The organism is Pseudomonas sp. A6 (assembly GCF_052367875.1).
Taxonomy (GTDB): Bacteria; Pseudomonadota; Gammaproteobacteria; order Pseudomonadales; family Pseudomonadaceae; genus Pseudomonas; species Pseudomonas citronellolis.
Genome location: NZ_CP198970.1, coordinates 6,374,001 through 6,388,760 on the forward strand (window position 1 = coordinate 6,374,001; position 14,760 = coordinate 6,388,760).

Here is a 14,760-nt window from a genome sequence, read left to right on the forward strand (position 1 = left end):
GCTCAGCCCTCCTTGACCAGGCCGAGGTCGCTGAGGACCTCGGCGGTGGCGTTGTAGTAGCGCACGTAGCCGGTGCAGCGGCAGATGTGGTGGCCCAGGCTGGCCTCGATCACCGACTCCAGCTCGCTCTTCTTCAGCGGCTGGCGCTGGGCCTTTTCCACCAGCACGGTGGCGGCGTTGACGAAGCCCGGCGCGCAGTAGCTGCACTGGAAGGCGAAGCGCTCGACGAACTTCTGCTGGATCGGGTTGAGCTCGCTCACCTGGCCCTGCGCATCGCGCTTGGCGTGGCCTTCGATGGTGCGCACCTTCTTGCCGTCGAACCAGTTGGCGCCGGTGATGCAGGTGCGCACTTCCTCGCTGGTGCCATCGGGGTTGTCGACGATCACCACGCAGGCGTGGCAGATACCCTGGCCGCAGCCCAGGCGCGAGCCGGTGAGGTTCTGGTATTCGTGCAGGTAGTCGATCATCGGCAGGTCTTCGGGGACCTCGACCGGGCCGACGCCTTGACCGTTGAGGGTCAGCTGGAGCTTAGCCATTGAGGGCCTCCTTGATGCGGGCGGGGGTGGCGGGCAGGTCGCGGACGCGCTTGCCGATGGCGTGGGCGATGGCGTTGCCCACGGCGCCGGCGATGGGGATCATCACCACTTCGGCGATGCCCTTGGACGGGTCGCTGGGCGACAGCGGCGGGAGGATCTCCGAGGTCTGCTGCCACACCGCCACGTCCTTGGCGCGCGGCAGGCGGTAGCGGTTGAAGTTCCAGTCGCCCTCGGCCGGGCCGCCCTCGTGCAGCGGCATCTCTTCCAGCAGCGCGTGGCCCAGGCCCATGGCGGTGCCGCCCTCGATCTGGCCCTTGACCAGCTCCGGCACCAGCACCCGGCCGCACTCCACCCAGGAGTGGTGGTTGAGCACCTGCACCTCGTGGCTGCCCTTGTTGACCTTCAGTTCCACCAGGGTGGCCACCGGGCTGTAGTAGGTGACCGCGGCGTTGTTCAGCTGCACCGGCGGGTAGTTCACGCTCCTGCGGTCCAGCAGGTGGAAGCCGGCGCTGGTCATCTGCGCCTTCTTCGCCTGCGGCGCGCCGTCGCCGTATTTCACCGCCAGGCCGTCCAGCGGCAGGCGCTCGCTGACGCCGTCGATGCTGAATTCGCACTCGGCCCAGCTCCAGCGGTTGAAGGCGTGCACCGTGGCGCCGGTGACCAGGCCGCGCTCGTGGGCGCGCCTGGCCAGCACGGCGAAGGGCAGCGGCTGCATGCCGTTGGCGGTGAGTTCGCCGTTCACCCAGTGGGCGTCCTCGCGGCGCACCACGTAGGGGTTGGCCTGGCCGCCGTAGGGGCCCTGGCGCCAGATTTCCAGGGCCGCCGGCCACAGCCCGTGGTTGAACAGCACGCGCGCCGCCTCGCGGGTGGCGTGGCTGAAGTAGTAGGCCGAGTTGGTGGCCGAGGACGCCGAGGCGTACTTGCCCACCCAGCGCGGGTTGCGCAGCTTCTCGTCCTGGGTGGCCTGGCTCATGGTGTAGGGGTCTTCGCCGCTGAGCAGCTGCAGCTCCGGCCACTGCGTCTCGGCGGTCTTCACCTCGTCCGCCGGGCGGCCGAGGAAGTCGGCGGCCACCAGGGCCTGGGAGGTGGACATGCCGGTGCCGATCTCGATGCCGATGTGGCGCAGGTGGATGCGCCCCTCGGCGTCGAACTCCAGGCTGGCCATGGGCGCCTCGGAGCCGGTGCCGAAGTCCTTCTGGCAGATGGCGAAGCCGACGCCGTACCAGTTGTCCGGGTCCTGCGCGTCGAACTGCTTCTTGCGCTCGGCACGGTTCTTCCACACCTCGTGGGCGGCGGCCTTGTCGAGGATCTCGTGCAGGCGCAGGGCGCCGGCGGGCACAGCGCCCTGAGTGTTCTTCATGCCCGAGACCAGCGCGTTGCGCCGGCGCAACTCGATGGGGTCGGCGCCCAGGCGCTCGGCGATCTCGTCCACCATCATCTCGGTGGAGGCCATGCTCTGCAGGGTGCCGTAGCCGCGCATGGAGCCGGCCTCGACGCCGCGCGAATGGTAGGCGGTGGCCTGCAGGTCGCTCTGCGGCATGTAGTAGATGGACTGCGCGGCGGTGGCGCCCACGGCGGCCACCGAGGCGCTGTAGTTGGCGCGGCCGCCGCCGTCCAGGCTCATCTCGGCGCGGAAGATGCGGAAGCCCAGGTCCTTCTTGTCCACCGCCAGCTGGTAGCGGATGTCGAAGGCGTGGCGCTTGATGCCGCTCTGGAACTGCTCGTAGCGGTCGTTCGCCAGGCGCACCGGCACGCCTTCGCCATACAGCGCCGCCAGGGCCGCGTAGAAGACGAAGATGTTGTGGTCCTTGGAGCCGTAGCCGACGGTGTAGCCGGGGTGGATGTTCAACGTGGCCAGGCCGAAGCGCGACGGCGCGATCATGTGCACCGTCTCGTAGGCGGCCTCGAACGGGCACTGGGTGGCGACCACGAAGTGCAGGGTCTTGCTGGCCGGGTCGTACCAGCCGTTGCCGTTGTCCGGCTCCAGCGCGGCGGGCTCGATGGACGGCGTCCTGTAGCGCTCGTCGAAGACCAGCCAGTCGGCCGGCGGGTTGTCCACCTGGTCCTTGATCTTCTGCGCGTAGAACAGGCCCTGCTCGGTGAGGTCGCCGTGCTGGCTGGGCTGCTGGTCCCACACCGGCTTGCGGTTGCGGATCATCGGGAACAGGATCGAGGCCTTGAGGCTGGAGAACTCGTCCTCGTCGGCCGAGGTCTTCCCGCCCACCCGCACGTAGCGGAAGCTGCCGTAGGGGTCGCCCTGGTACAGCGGCGCCTGGGCGCCGTAGCGGATGGCCTTGTCGTTGAACTTCAGCTTGAGCTTGGCCCGGCGGAAGCGCTCGAAGTCGTGCCAGATGAGGATGGCCACCGGGTGGCCGATGAACATCGGCACCTTGCCGGCGGGCAGCAGCGGGTCCGGGCCGTGGGCCTCGGGGAAGGCGATGCCGTCTTTGGCCAGATCGTCGGCGGTGACGATGCGGTCCGGCTGCAGATCATCGCCCAGCCAGGCGAGGTCGTAGCCTTCGTAGAGGCGGTCGGCCTTGAGCGTCTTCAGCAGCATGGCGTGGCCCTGCTGCTGTGGCCAGCCGGGCATGTCCTTGGCGCGGATGTCGCGGGCGAACACCTTGTTGCCGCAGACCTTGGAAATGGCGTCGTTGCGGAAGCGCACCTTGCCGTCGTGGCCGAGCCACTGCTCGGCCGGCACCGTCACGCTCTTCTCCATCAAGGCAGCGAAAGCCCGGCTGCCCAGCGGCGCCAGGGTGACGCTCACGCCGGCGATCAGACCGCCCTGGAGGAAAGCGCGCCGGGAGATATCACGGTTGGACATGGATCATCCTCTGGGCGGTGCACTACCCGCCCATGTCGTTATGGAGTTCTGGAACCGGCGGAACCGAGGCAAAGGACTGCGCGACGGCGGCATGCGAGCCGCGTCGTCCTACGGAAAATCCTGACCGATACGTCAACTTTACCCAAATCCTACGCCTCAGGCAAAAGTTAAGCAGGGCGGTCAGCGAACCGAATGCGCCGTGGCCGTCCACTCGTCTGAAGGAAAATGCCTACCGAATTTGTTACGGCGTGCTACGCTCACCGGCCTTTGCTTAGCTCCCTAACCAGTCGTCCGCGCACCATGTCCGCCGAAGCCACCTCGCTGCTCCGCCACCGTCCCTTCCTCGCCTTCTGGCTCGCCCGCGTGTGCACCGCCAGTGGCTTCCAGATGCTCACCGTGGCCATCGGCTGGCACATGTACGAGCTGACCCACAATGTGCTCGACCTCGGCCTGGTGGGCCTGGTGGAGTTCCTGCCGCGGGTGCTGTTCATGCTGCACACCGGGCACGTCGCCGACCGCTACGACCGGCGCAAGGTCGCCGCCCTGTGCCAGGTGGCCCAGGGCTTGGTGGCGCTGGCCCTGGTGCTGGGCGCCAGCACCGGCAACGTGACCCGCGAGATGATCTTCGTGCTGGCCTTCCTGCTCGGCAGCGCGCGTTCCTTCGAGATGCCGACCACCCAGGCGCTGCTGCCGAACATCGTGCCCAGCGCCCTCTTCCCCCGCGCGGTGGCCGCCTCGGCCTCGGCCATGCAGGCGGCGACCATCGCCGCGCCGGCCCTGGGCGGCCTGCTCTACGCCTTCGGCGCCTTCTGGGTGTACGCGCCGACCACGCTGCTCTATTTCATGGCCTGCGCGCTGTCGCTGAGCCTGCAGGCGCGCCGGCAGAACAGCATCCAGGGCAAGGCCAGCCTGCAGTCGCTGATGGCCGGCATCCATTTCATCCGCAGCCGCCCGGACATCTTCGGCGCCATCTCCCTGGACCTGTTCGCCGTGCTGCTGGGCGGCGCCACCGCGCTGCTGCCGGTGTTCGCCAAGGACATCCTGCTCACCGGCCCCTGGGGCCTGGGCCTGCTGCGCTCGGCGCCGGCGGTGGGCGCGCTGCTGATGTCGTTCTGGCTGGCGCGCTTCCCCATCGAGCGCAACGTCGGGCGCATCATGTTCCTGGCGGTGGGCATCTTCGGCGTGGCGACCATCGCCTTCGGCCTGTCCACGTCCTTCTGGCTGTCCCTGGGCGTGCTGGTGGTGCTGGGCGCGGCGGACATGATCAGCATGGTGATCCGCGGCGCCTTCGTGCAGCTGGAGACCCCGGACGAGATGCGCGGCCGCGTCAGCGCGGTGAACGGGCTGTTCATCGGCGCCAGCAACCAGCTCGGCGAGTTCGAGTCGGGGCTGACGGCGCACTGGTTCGGCACGGTGCCGGCGGTGGTCATCGGCGGCGTGGGCACGCTGATCGTTACCGGGGCGTGGATGAAGCTGTTTCCGACGTTGGCGCAGCGCGACAAGCTGCACTGAAGCGCTCTTCGCTCTTCGCTCTTCGCTCTTCGTAGGAGCGAGCTTGCTCGCGAACAGAGTTCCCCGGCGATTCTGGAATTCAGGTTTCAGAGCGCCCTCTCCCCAGCCCTCGGCTGCGCGCCCCGCCCTGAAGGGAGAGGGGGCTAGTCCGTGCCGAGAGGGGGAATGGTTTCAGCCGGTAATCCCTGTGCTAGCCGGCTAACGCCGAAATATCAGCATCTGCCCAACAGTCCCCTCTCCCTTCAGGGAGAGGGTTAGGGAGAGGGAGCGGAGTCAACCCCAGGCGCTGTAGCGACAGGGAAACTCCGTTCGCGAGCAAGCTCGCTCCTACGAAAAGCCAAAAAGCCAAAAAGCCAAAAAGCCGAAAGCCCAAAAAGCCCCCGCATAAAAAAGCCCCCGCCAAAGCGGGGGCTACAGGCACCCGAAGGCGCCCAAGTGGGAGTCTCAGTGCGGCGTCCCCAACCCCGCCGCATTCATCAGCAGGCGCATCAGCCAAGCCGCCACACCCAGGGCGGCGACGCTACCCGCCCAGATCAGCACCAGCCAGCCCAGGCGCTTGTACAGTGGCGCTTTCACGGTTTGCGGTTTCATCGCCGAGCCCTCAGTGGTAGCCATCGCCGTGCTTCACCTTGCCGCGGAACACGTAGTAGCTCCAGGCGGTGTAGCCGAGGATGAAGGGGATGATGAACAGCGCGCCCACCAGCATGAAGCCCTGGCTCTGCGGCGGCGCCGAGGCAGCCTGGATGCTCACCCCCGGCGGGATGATGTTCGGCCACAGGCTGATGCCCAGGCCGCTGTAGCCGAGGAAGATCAGCACCAGGGTGAGCACGAAGGGCAGCGCGTTGTCGTTGCGCGCCACCGAGCGCAGCAGGGCGTAGAAGGTCAGCAGCACCAGCAGCGGAACCGGGGCGAACCAGAACAGGTTGGGCAGGCTGAACCAGCGCTGGGCTATGTCGGCGTGGGCCAGCGGCGTCCACAGGCTGACGATGCCGATCACCGCCAGCAGCACCAGCGCCAGCGGCCGCGCCAGGTCGTGCATGCGCTCCTGCAGCTTGCCTTCGGTCTTCATGATCAGCCAGGTGCAGCCCAGCAGGCTGTAGGCGACGATCAGGCCCAGGCCGCAGAACAGCGGGAAGGGCGCGAGCCAGGCCAGCGAGTCGCCGGCGTACTGTCCGTCGACCACCGGCAGGCCCTCGATGAAGGCGCCCAGGGCCACGCCCTGGAAGAAGGTCGCCGCCAGCGAGCCGCCGATGAAGGCCTTGTCCCAGATGTGCCGCTTGCGCGCCTTGGCCTTGAAGCGGAACTCGAAGGCCACGCCGCGGAAGATCAACCCCACCAGCATCAGCACCAGCGGCAGGTACAGCGCCGAGAGCACCACCGAGTAGGCCATCGGGAAGGCGCCGAACAGCCCCGCGCCGCCGAGCACCAGCCAGGTCTCGTTGCCGTCCCACACCGGCGCCACCGTGTTCATCATCACGTCGCGGTCGCGCTCGTCCTTGAAGAACGGGTAGAGCATGCCGATGCCGAGGTCGAAGCCGTCCATCACCACGTACATCATCACGCCGAAGATGATGATCACCGCCCAGATCAGCGGAAGGTCGATACCCATGCTCAGTTCCTCCCCGCCGGGTGGTCGTCATCGTCGTCGAAGCCCTCGGCGGTGGCCGACAGCGGCCGCGCCGCGGTGCGCTGGCGACCGGCGCCACCCTCGTTGTGCTCGCGGCCCTCGTCGGTGACCGGGCCCTTGCGCACCAGGCGCATCATGTAGCCGATGCCCACGCCGAACAGCGAGAAGTACACCAGCACGAACATCACCAGGGTCAGGCTCATCTGCAGGGTGCTGTGGTTGGACACGCCGTCGGCGGTGCGCATCAGCCCGTAGACCACCCAGGGCTGGCGGCCGACCTCGGTGGTGAACCAGCCGGCGAGCAGCGCCAGCAGCCCCGAGGGGCCCATCCACAGCACCAGGCGCAGGAAGGCGCGGTTGCGGTACAGCCCCTCGCGCCAGCGCAGCCACAGGCTCCAGACGCCAACCAGGATCATCAGCATGCCCAGGCCGGCCATGATGCGGAACGACCAGAAGACGATGGTGGAGTTGGGCCGGTCCTCGCGCGGGAAGTCCTTCAGCGCCGGGATCGGCTCGGTCAGGCTGTGGCGCAGGATCAGGCTGCCGAGCACCGGGATCTCGACCTTGAAGCGGGTTTCCTCGCGCTGCATGTCCGGCCAGCCGAACAGGATCAGCGGCGTCGGGCCGCCCTCGGCGTTGTCCCAGTGGCCCTCGATGGCGGCGATCTTCGCCGGCTGGTGCTCCAGTGTGTTCAGCCCGTGGGCGTCGCCGATCATGGCCTGGATGGGCGCGACCAGCAGCGCCATCCACATGGCCATGGAAAGCATCTTGCGAATCGCCGGGTTGTCGCGCCCGCGCAGCAGGTGCCAGGCCGCCGAGGCGCCGACGAAGAAGGCGGTGGAGAGGAAGGCGGCGATGGACATGTGCAGCAGGCGGTAGGGGAAGGACGGGTTGAAGATCACCGCGAACCAGTCCACCGGGATCACCCGCCCGTCGACGATCTCGAAGCCCTGCGGCGTCTGCATCCAGCTGTTGGAGGCGAGGATCCAGAAGGTCGACATCAGCGTGCCCAGGGCCACCATCACCGTGGCGAAGAAGTGCAGGCCCGGGCCGACGCGGTTCCAGCCGAACAGCATCACGCCGAGGAAGCCGGCCTCGAGGAAGAACGCGGTGAGCACCTCGTAAGTCAGCAAGGGCCCGGTGATGCTCCCGGCGTAGGCGGAGAAGTGGCTCCAGTTGGTGCCGAACTGGTAGGCCATGACCAGGCCGGAGACCACGCCCATGCCGAAGTTGACCGCGAATATCTTCGACCAGAAGTGATAGAGGTCGCGGTAGACCTCCTGGCCGCTCTTCAGCCACAGCCCTTCGAGCACCGCCAGGTAACTGGCCAGGCCGATGGTGATGGCGGGGAAGATGATATGGAAGGAGACGGTAAAGGCGAACTGCATACGCGCCAGTTCCAACGCCTCAAGACCCAACATGACGTTTCCTCTTCAGGGTGACGCCCGTCGTCGCACGCAGCGGGCAACTCGCCGGCCCACGGGAGCCGACAGTTTCAGCGGTGATCCTGGAATCGGATTCTTGTTCGGGCCGGCGGACCTGTGGTCGCGGCGGTACGCCAAGCAAAGACTAGCAGGGCGTGCATTGATGCAGCTCAAGAAAGCCCGTCGATGGTACCCCCGGCCCCGGAAAATGCCGCCGTGGCGGGTTGCCGCGCGGCAGCTTGCCTCAGTCCGAATATGAATTTCAGTCATATAAAAATGAATAAATAATATTTTAATGGAATAAAAAATCCCGGTAGCTTTCGCTCCAACGGCGCCCGCAGAGGCGCCGGAGCCAACCCCCGCCGCCCGCGTCGCCGCCACGAGCGCGACCTGCCCGGCACGCTGCCCTACAAGGACACCGTCATGAAGAAACTGCTGCTCATCACTGCCCTCGCCGCCGCCTTCAGCGCCTCGGTCAACGCCAACGAGAAACTGGTGGTGGCCGCCACCCCGGTGCCCCACGCGGAAATCCTCGAGCTGATCAAGCCGACCCTGGCCAAGGAAGGGGTGGACCTGGAGATCAAGGTCTTCACCGACTACGTGCAGCCCAACGTGCAGGTGGCCGAGAAGCGCCTGGACGCCAACTACTTCCAGACCAAGCCGTACCTGGACAACTTCAACAAGGGCAAGGGCACCGACCTGGTCACCGTGACCGGCGTGCACGTCGAACCCTTCGGCGGCTACTCGAAGAAGTACAAGTCCCTGGCCGAGCTGCCCGACGGCGCCACCGTCGCCCTGCCCAACGAAGGCAGCAACAGCGGCCGCGCCCTGCTCCTGCTGCAGAAGGCCGGCGTCATCAAGCTGAAGGACCCGCACAACGCCCTGGCCACGCCGAAAGACATCGCCGAGAACCCCAAGCACCTGAAGTTCAAGGAGCTGGAATCGGCCCTGCTGCCGCGCGTGCTGGACCAGGTCGACCTGGACCTGATCAACACCAACTACGCCCTGGAAGCCAAGCTCAACCCGGTGAAGGACGCCCTGATCCTCGAAGACCGCAACTCGCCCTACGTGAACTACCTGGTGGCGCGCCCGGACAACAAGGACAGCGACGCGCTGAAGAAACTCTCCGCGGCCCTTACCAGCCCGGAAGTGAAGGCCTTCATCGAGAAGAAATACGACGGCGCGGTGATCCCCGCCTTCTGATCGATGCCCAGCCGGCGGCGCCGCGCAGCGCCGCCCATCCCCCACGCCGGTGAGCATCCGCACCGGCGTTTTCATTTCGAGATCGCGCAGATGAAAGTCCCCCAACCGCTGCTGACCTTCCCCGACGCCGATAAGAGCCCGCTGAGCATCCGCGCCAAGGCGCTGGTGTTCTTCGACCCGCGTTCGCACCAGGTGCGCGACGAGGTCGAGCGCCTGGCCCCGGGCCTGCAGCCGGTGCTGATCCGCGGCGAGACCGGCACCGGCAAGGAACTGCTGGCCCGGCACATCCACCGCGCCAGCGAGCGCCCCGGGCTGTTCGTCGCGGTGAGCTGCAGCGCGCTGAGCCGCAACTTCGCCGAGGCCGAGCTGTTCGGCTACGCCCCCGGCGCCCACAACGGCCCGGTGGGCAGCCGCGCCGGCTGGCTGGGCTCGGCCAACGGCGGCACCCTGTACCTGGACGAGATCGCCGACCTGCCGCTGGCCTTGCAGGAGAAACTCCTGCGCGTGCTGCAGGAACGCGAAGTGCTGCGCGTCGGCGCCCGCGAACCGATCCCGGTGGACGTGCGCCTGGTGGTGGCCACCAGCATCGACCTGGGCCAGGCGGTGGCCGCCGGCAAGTTCCTCGAACCGCTGCGGCAATACCTGGTGGACGGCGACCTGGAACTGCCGCCGCTGCGCCAGCGCATCGGCGACATCCTGCCATTGGCCGAATACTTCCTCGGCATCCACGCCCAGCGCCTGGACCTGCCGGTGCCGCACATCGGCGAAGCGACCCAGGCGGCGCTGGAAGCCTACCCCTGGCCGGGCAACATCCGCGAGCTGGAGAACGTCATCCACTTCGCCCTGCTGGTCAGCCCGGGAGCGGAAATCCAGCCGCAGCACCTGAACCTGCCCGACGCCGCGCCGGCGGACCTGCGCCAGCTGCTGCGCCGGCCCGGCGTGCGCGAACAGTTGCGCGCGCTGCTGGAAGAAGACCCGCTCCCGTAGGTGCCGGCTATGCCGAGCTGCTCTTCTGCTCTTCGTAGGAGCGAGCTTGCTCGCGAACAGACTCCGCTGCGGGGCTCATTCGCGAGCAAGAACTAGGCGTCCCCCTCGCTCCTACGAGAAGCCGTGCTCGCCTGCAATGTAGGAGCAACTGTCTTGCAAGCCGCGCCGGGGCGCTTTTCGTAGGATGGGTTGAGCTTGCGAAACCCATGCGGTTGCGCTGATGGGTATCGCTTCGCTCAACACCATCCTACGAAAAGCCATGCGCGCTCCTGCAAGGATCTCGGCCCCCGCGAAAAAGCGTCTCCTAAGCCCTGAACGTCCGCGAAAAGCGACGAATGGTCGCAGTGAAACGATTCGCCTACCCCGCCGCCGGCAGCAGGGAATCCTGATGGAAAGGTCAAAAACAGGAATTTCTCTGACATTTACAGCAAAAAGCAGCCTCATCGACCACATCGATACCGATCATCAGGCGCATCAACTTCTTTTTGTCATGAAGATCAGGGAAAATGGCTGTCAGGCAGTCGGGACCCAATTTCCCCGGCGCCTTTGGAGACTATCGTGACCAGCTTTGCCGCTCTTGCCAGCTTTTTCGCCGCCACCGCTTTCCTCAACGTACCTCAGCAGGTCGATCCGGAACGCCGTGAAGTCCGCCGCGTGAAGCGCCGCCGCAAGTAAAGCAGTACCCGCTCCGCTCGGCCCCCGCACGGGGCCGGCGGCGGGACCATCGGTCCCGAGGATTGGCCCTGGCACGGCCTTTCGTGTTTATATTGATCGGTTGATCAATTAAAAACACGAGGAACCCCGCCCGTTTTGTCCGCCGTTCCCTCCCCCTCCGTCACCGCGTCCCCCACCCCCGCCATGCGCATGAACCCACCGGTCTTCTACGGTGCGGCAGCGCTGATCCTGCTGTTCGTCGCCCTGGTCATCGGCTTTCCCGCCGAGGCCGGCCAATGGCTGCTCGACGCCCAGGCCTGGGCCGCCGCCAACGTCGGCTGGTACTACCTGCTGGCGATGACGCTGTACCTGATCTTCGTGGTGGTCACCGCGCTTTCCGGCTACGGGAAGATCAAGCTCGGTGCCGACCACGACGAGCCGGAATTCAGCTACCTGTCCTGGGCCGGCATGCTGTTCGCCGCGGGCATCAGCATCACCCTGTTCTTCTTCTGCGTGTCCGAGCCGCTGACGCACTTCCTGCAGCCGCCCCAGGGCGCGGCCGGCGGCGCCGAGGCCGCGCGCCAGGCCATGCAGCTGCTGTTCCTGCACTGGGGCCTGCACGGCTGGGGCGTGTTCGCCCTGGTGGCCATGGCCCTGGCCTACTTCGCCTACCGCCACAACCTGCCGCTGGCGCTGCGCTCGGCGCTGTACCCGCTGATCGGCAAGCGCATCAACGGGCCCATCGGCTACACCGTGGACTGCTTCGGCATCGTCGCCACCGTGTTCGGCCTGGGCGCGGACATGGGCTTCGGCGTGCTGCAGCTCAACGCCGGGCTCGACTACCTGTTCGGCGTGGCCCACAGCCACCCGGTGCAGATGACGCTGATCGCCCTGATGATGGGCGCGGCCATCGCCGTGGCGGTGTCCGGCGTGGACAAGGGCATCCGCCTGCTGTCCGACATCAACATGCTGCTGGCCTGCGGCCTGCTGCTGTTCGTGCTGTTCGCCGGGCCCACCCAGCGCCTGCTCAACACCCTGGTGCAGAACATCGGCGACTACCTGGGCGCGCTGCCGACCAAGAGCTTCGACCTCTACGCCTATGGCGAGGGCGGCGACTGGCTGGGCGGCTGGACGGTGTTCTACTGGGCCTGGTGGATCGCCTGGGCGCCCTTCGTCGGCCTGTTCATCGCGCGCATCTCCCGCGGGCGGACCATCCGCGAATTCGTCTTCGGCGTGCTGTTCATTCCCCTGGGCTTCACCCTGGCGTGGATGTCGATCTTCGGCAACAGCGCCCTGGACCAGGTGCTCAACCACGGCGCCGTCGAACTCGGCCGGGTGGCCGTGGCGGAGCCGCAGATGGCGCTCTACCAACTGCTGCAGGACTACCCCGGCAGCCGCGCGCTGATCGCCGTGACCGTGCTGGTCAGCTTCGTATTCTTCGTCACCTCGGCCGACTCCGGCACCGTGGTGCTCTCCACCCTCTCCGCCCGCGGCGGCAGCGCCGACGACGACGGGCCGAAGTGGCTGCGGGTGTTCTGGGGCCTGGCCACCGCGCTGGTCACCGGCGGCCTGCTGTTCGCCGGCAGCATCGATGCGCTGAAGTCGGCGGTGGTGCTCACCTCGCTGCCCTTTTCGCTGATCCTGCTGCTGATGATGTGGGGCCTGCACAAGGCCTTCTACCTCGAATCCCAGCGCCAGCGCGCGCGCAGCCACTCCCTGGCGCCGCCGCTGGCGGCCAAGGCCGGCGGCTGGAAGCGGCGCATCTCCCAGGCGGTGCACTTCCCCACCCGCGACGAGGTGTACCGCTTCCTGGCGGACGTGGTGAGCCCGGCGATGGCCGAGGTGGCGGAGGTGTTCCGCGACAAGGGCCTGCAGGTGGACGCCGACCTCGACCCGGGCAACCTGGAACTGAGCCTGGAGATCGGCCACGGCGAGCAGCACCCGTTCTACTACCAGGTATCGATGCGCGGCTACTTCACGCCGTCCTTCGCCCGCGCCGGCATGGGCGGCCTGCACCTGAAGAACCGCCGCTACTTCCGCGCCGAGGTGCACCTGGCCGAGGGCAGCCAGGACTACGACCTGATGGGCTACGGCAAGGAGCAGATCATCAACGACATGCTCGACCAGTACGAGCGGCACCTGCAGTTCCTGCATCTGGTCCGCTGAGAACCTGCCTACGATCTGCTGCGCGTCGGCATAACTGCGTTGAAAACAGGCGAGGAATGCTCATTTAGCGGCCTAAACTCCGCTTCCTCGCCTGTCTGACTCGCTGCGCTCGCCCTTCGGGCCAGCCTTCGGCTGTTACTCCCGTTGGTCGTTGCGCCTTGTTCTGCTCTAGCTCGCGAGATCGTAGACAGATTCTGGGCACGACCAAGGGAGGCCTGGAAATAGGCAATTGATAGTGATTATCATTGGCCATTCTTTTTCCAGGCCATTCCCATGTCGGCTACCGTCCTCAACCAACAGCACGCCCTGCGCGACCTCTACAGCGAGCACCACGGCTGGCTGCACGGCTGGCTGCGGCGCCGCCTGGGCAATGCCTGCGATGCCGCCGACCTGGCCCAGGACACCTTCGTCCGCGTGCTGCGCGCGCGCAACGCCAGCGAAATCCGCGAGCCACGCGACTACCTGGCCACCGTGGCCCGCGGCCTGATGGTCGACCACTTCCGCCGCCGCGCGCTGGAACAGGCCTACCTGGAAGCCCTGGCCAGCCTGCCGGAAGACGAGCAGCCCTCGCCGGAGACCCAGGCCCTGCTGTTCGAGGCGCTGATGGAGATCGACCGCCTGCTCGACGGCCTGGGCGCCAAGGTCAAGCGCAGCTTCCTGCTGGCCCAGGTGGAAGGTCTGACCTACGCCGAGATCGCCGAGCGCCAGGGCATTTCCCTGCGCACGGTGAACAACCACATGGCCAAGGCCATGGAACACTGCTGCCTGATGCTGCCATGAGCACCGCCACTCCCAGCGAGACCGAGCGCCAGGCCATCCGCGCCGCCGCCCAGTGGTACGCGCGCCTCTACTCCGGCCAGGCCAGCGATGCCGACCGCAACGCCTGGCAGCACTGGTACGCCGCCAGCGCCGAACACCAGCACGCCTGGGCCCGGGTGGAACAGGTGCGCCAGCAATTCGCCCGGGTGCCGGGGCAACTGGCCGGACCGACGCTGGGCGCCCGCGCGCTGTCGCGCCGGCAGATGCTCGGCGGCCTGGGCAGCCTCGCCCTGGGCCTGCCGCTGGCCTGGCTCGCCTGGCGCGACACGCCCTGGCAGGCCTGGCTGGCCGACTACCGCAGCGCGGTGGGCGAACGCCGCGAAGTCACCCTGGCCGACGGCTCCTCGCTGACGCTCAACACCGACAGCGCGGTGGACGTGCTCTTCGACCCCCGACAACGCCTGCTGCGCCTGTTGCGCGGGGAAATCTTCGTCAGCACCGCGCCGGACCCCAGCGGCAGCGCGCGGCCCTTCCGCGTGGAGACGCCCCAGGGGCGCATCCTCGCCCTGGGCACCCGCTTCAGCGTGCGCCTGCTCGACGGCCGCACCCGCGTCGCCGTGCTCGACAAGGCCGTGGAAGTCCGCCCCCAGGCCGCGCCGCAGCGCAGCCGCATCCTGCACGGCGGCGAGCAGCTCGACCTCGACGCGCTGGAACTCGGCCAACTGCGGCACAACGACGCCAACACCGCGGCCTGGCTGGCCGGCAGCCTGATCGCCGTGGACCGCCCGCTGGGCGAGCTGCTGGAGGAACTCTCGCGCTACCGCAACGGCGTGCTGCATTGCGACCCGCAGGTGGCCGGCCTGAAGGTCTCCGGCAACTTCCCCATCGGCGACACCGACCTGGCCCTGGCCGCCCTGGAATCCGGCTTCGACCTGCGCATCGTGCGCCATACGCGCTTCTGGATCAGCGTGCAGCCACGCGCCTGAACGCCGGGGGCGAAAAAAATCCGCCCGCCCTTGCACTTTTTTCCGCCCTCGCCCGGCCCCCTCTTATTCCGGGCCATCTGGC

General features: G+C 67.4%; 12 protein-coding genes. 7 read left to right on the top strand and 5 right to left on the bottom strand.

Annotated elements, in window-relative coordinates; translation table 11 throughout:
- Positions 1-2: 2 nt before the first annotated feature.
- Both ACTWJ5_RS28090 and ACTWJ5_RS28095 read right to left on the bottom strand, forming a co-directional pair.
- The gene (locus tag ACTWJ5_RS28090) at positions 3-536 is read right to left on the bottom strand and encodes a (2Fe-2S)-binding protein (RefSeq protein WP_064584484.1); all 534 of its coding nucleotides are present in this window, start codon (positions 534-536) and stop codon (positions 3-5) included.
- Positions 529-3,360, bottom strand: coding sequence for a xanthine dehydrogenase family protein molybdopterin-binding subunit (locus ACTWJ5_RS28095; RefSeq protein WP_261747565.1), 2,832 nt, complete (start codon positions 3,358-3,360; stop codon positions 529-531). The genes ACTWJ5_RS28090 and ACTWJ5_RS28095 overlap by 8 nt, the downstream gene beginning before the upstream one ends.
- 300 nt (positions 3,361-3,660) lie before the next feature.
- Here ACTWJ5_RS28095 and ACTWJ5_RS28100 point away from each other — a divergent pair, with 300 nt between their 5' ends.
- Positions 3,661-4,872 carry an MFS transporter gene (locus ACTWJ5_RS28100; RefSeq protein WP_116424339.1) on the top strand — a complete coding sequence of 404 codons (1,212 nt, stop codon included), beginning with the start codon at positions 3,661-3,663 and terminating at the stop codon, positions 4,870-4,872.
- 444 nt (positions 4,873-5,316) lie between these two features.
- Here ACTWJ5_RS28100 and ACTWJ5_RS28105 read toward each other — a convergent pair whose 3' ends face one another.
- Genes ACTWJ5_RS28105 through ACTWJ5_RS28115 form a run of 3 tightly spaced genes read right to left on the bottom strand, consistent with a single transcriptional unit; the run spans position 5,317 to position 7,920 of the window.
- Entirely contained in the window at positions 5,317-5,463 is a 147-nt protein-coding gene (locus tag ACTWJ5_RS28105) for a DUF2474 domain-containing protein (protein ID WP_009613174.1), read from the bottom strand.
- Positions 5,464-5,473: 10 nt separating this feature from the next.
- A complete protein-coding gene (cydB, locus tag ACTWJ5_RS28110; RefSeq protein ID WP_074982911.1) occupies positions 5,474-6,481 on the bottom strand; it encodes a cytochrome d ubiquinol oxidase subunit II in 1,008 nt (335 codons plus the stop codon).
- A 2-nt stretch (positions 6,482-6,483) separates the two neighbouring features.
- Positions 6,484-7,920, bottom strand: coding sequence for a cytochrome ubiquinol oxidase subunit I (locus ACTWJ5_RS28115; RefSeq protein WP_444436978.1), 1,437 nt, complete (start codon positions 7,918-7,920; stop codon positions 6,484-6,486).
- Positions 7,921-8,346: 426 nt separating this feature from the next.
- Here ACTWJ5_RS28115 and ACTWJ5_RS28120 point away from each other — a divergent pair, with 426 nt between their 5' ends.
- From ACTWJ5_RS28120 to ACTWJ5_RS28145, 6 genes are all read left to right on the top strand, one after another.
- Positions 8,347-9,126, top strand: coding sequence for a MetQ/NlpA family ABC transporter substrate-binding protein (locus ACTWJ5_RS28120; RefSeq protein ID WP_074982906.1), 780 nt, complete (start codon positions 8,347-8,349; stop codon positions 9,124-9,126).
- A gap of 90 nt (positions 9,127-9,216) precedes the next feature.
- On the top strand, positions 9,217-10,113 hold the full coding sequence (locus ACTWJ5_RS28125; protein ID WP_009613178.1) for a sigma 54-interacting transcriptional regulator: 897 nt from the start codon (positions 9,217-9,219) through the stop codon (positions 10,111-10,113).
- 220 nt (positions 10,114-10,333) lie between these two features.
- Positions 10,334-10,675 carry a hypothetical protein gene (locus tag ACTWJ5_RS28130; protein WP_135499954.1) on the top strand — a complete coding sequence of 114 codons (342 nt, stop codon included), beginning with the start codon at positions 10,334-10,336 and terminating at the stop codon, positions 10,673-10,675.
- Positions 10,676-10,977: 302 nt separating this feature from the next.
- The gene (gene betT, locus ACTWJ5_RS28135; RefSeq protein WP_444436979.1) at positions 10,978-12,933 is read left to right on the top strand and encodes a choline BCCT transporter BetT; all 1,956 of its coding nucleotides are present in this window, start codon (positions 10,978-10,980) and stop codon (positions 12,931-12,933) included.
- Between the two features lie 273 nt (positions 12,934-13,206).
- The gene (locus tag ACTWJ5_RS28140) at positions 13,207-13,713 is read left to right on the top strand and encodes a sigma-70 family RNA polymerase sigma factor (RefSeq protein WP_074982904.1); all 507 of its coding nucleotides are present in this window, start codon (positions 13,207-13,209) and stop codon (positions 13,711-13,713) included.
- Complete coding sequence (locus tag ACTWJ5_RS28145) at positions 13,710-14,678, top strand: FecR domain-containing protein (RefSeq protein ID WP_074982901.1); 969 nt, start codon at positions 13,710-13,712, stop codon at positions 14,676-14,678. The genes ACTWJ5_RS28140 and ACTWJ5_RS28145 overlap by 4 nt, the downstream gene beginning before the upstream one ends.
- The last annotated feature ends 82 nt before the right edge of the window (positions 14,679-14,760 follow it).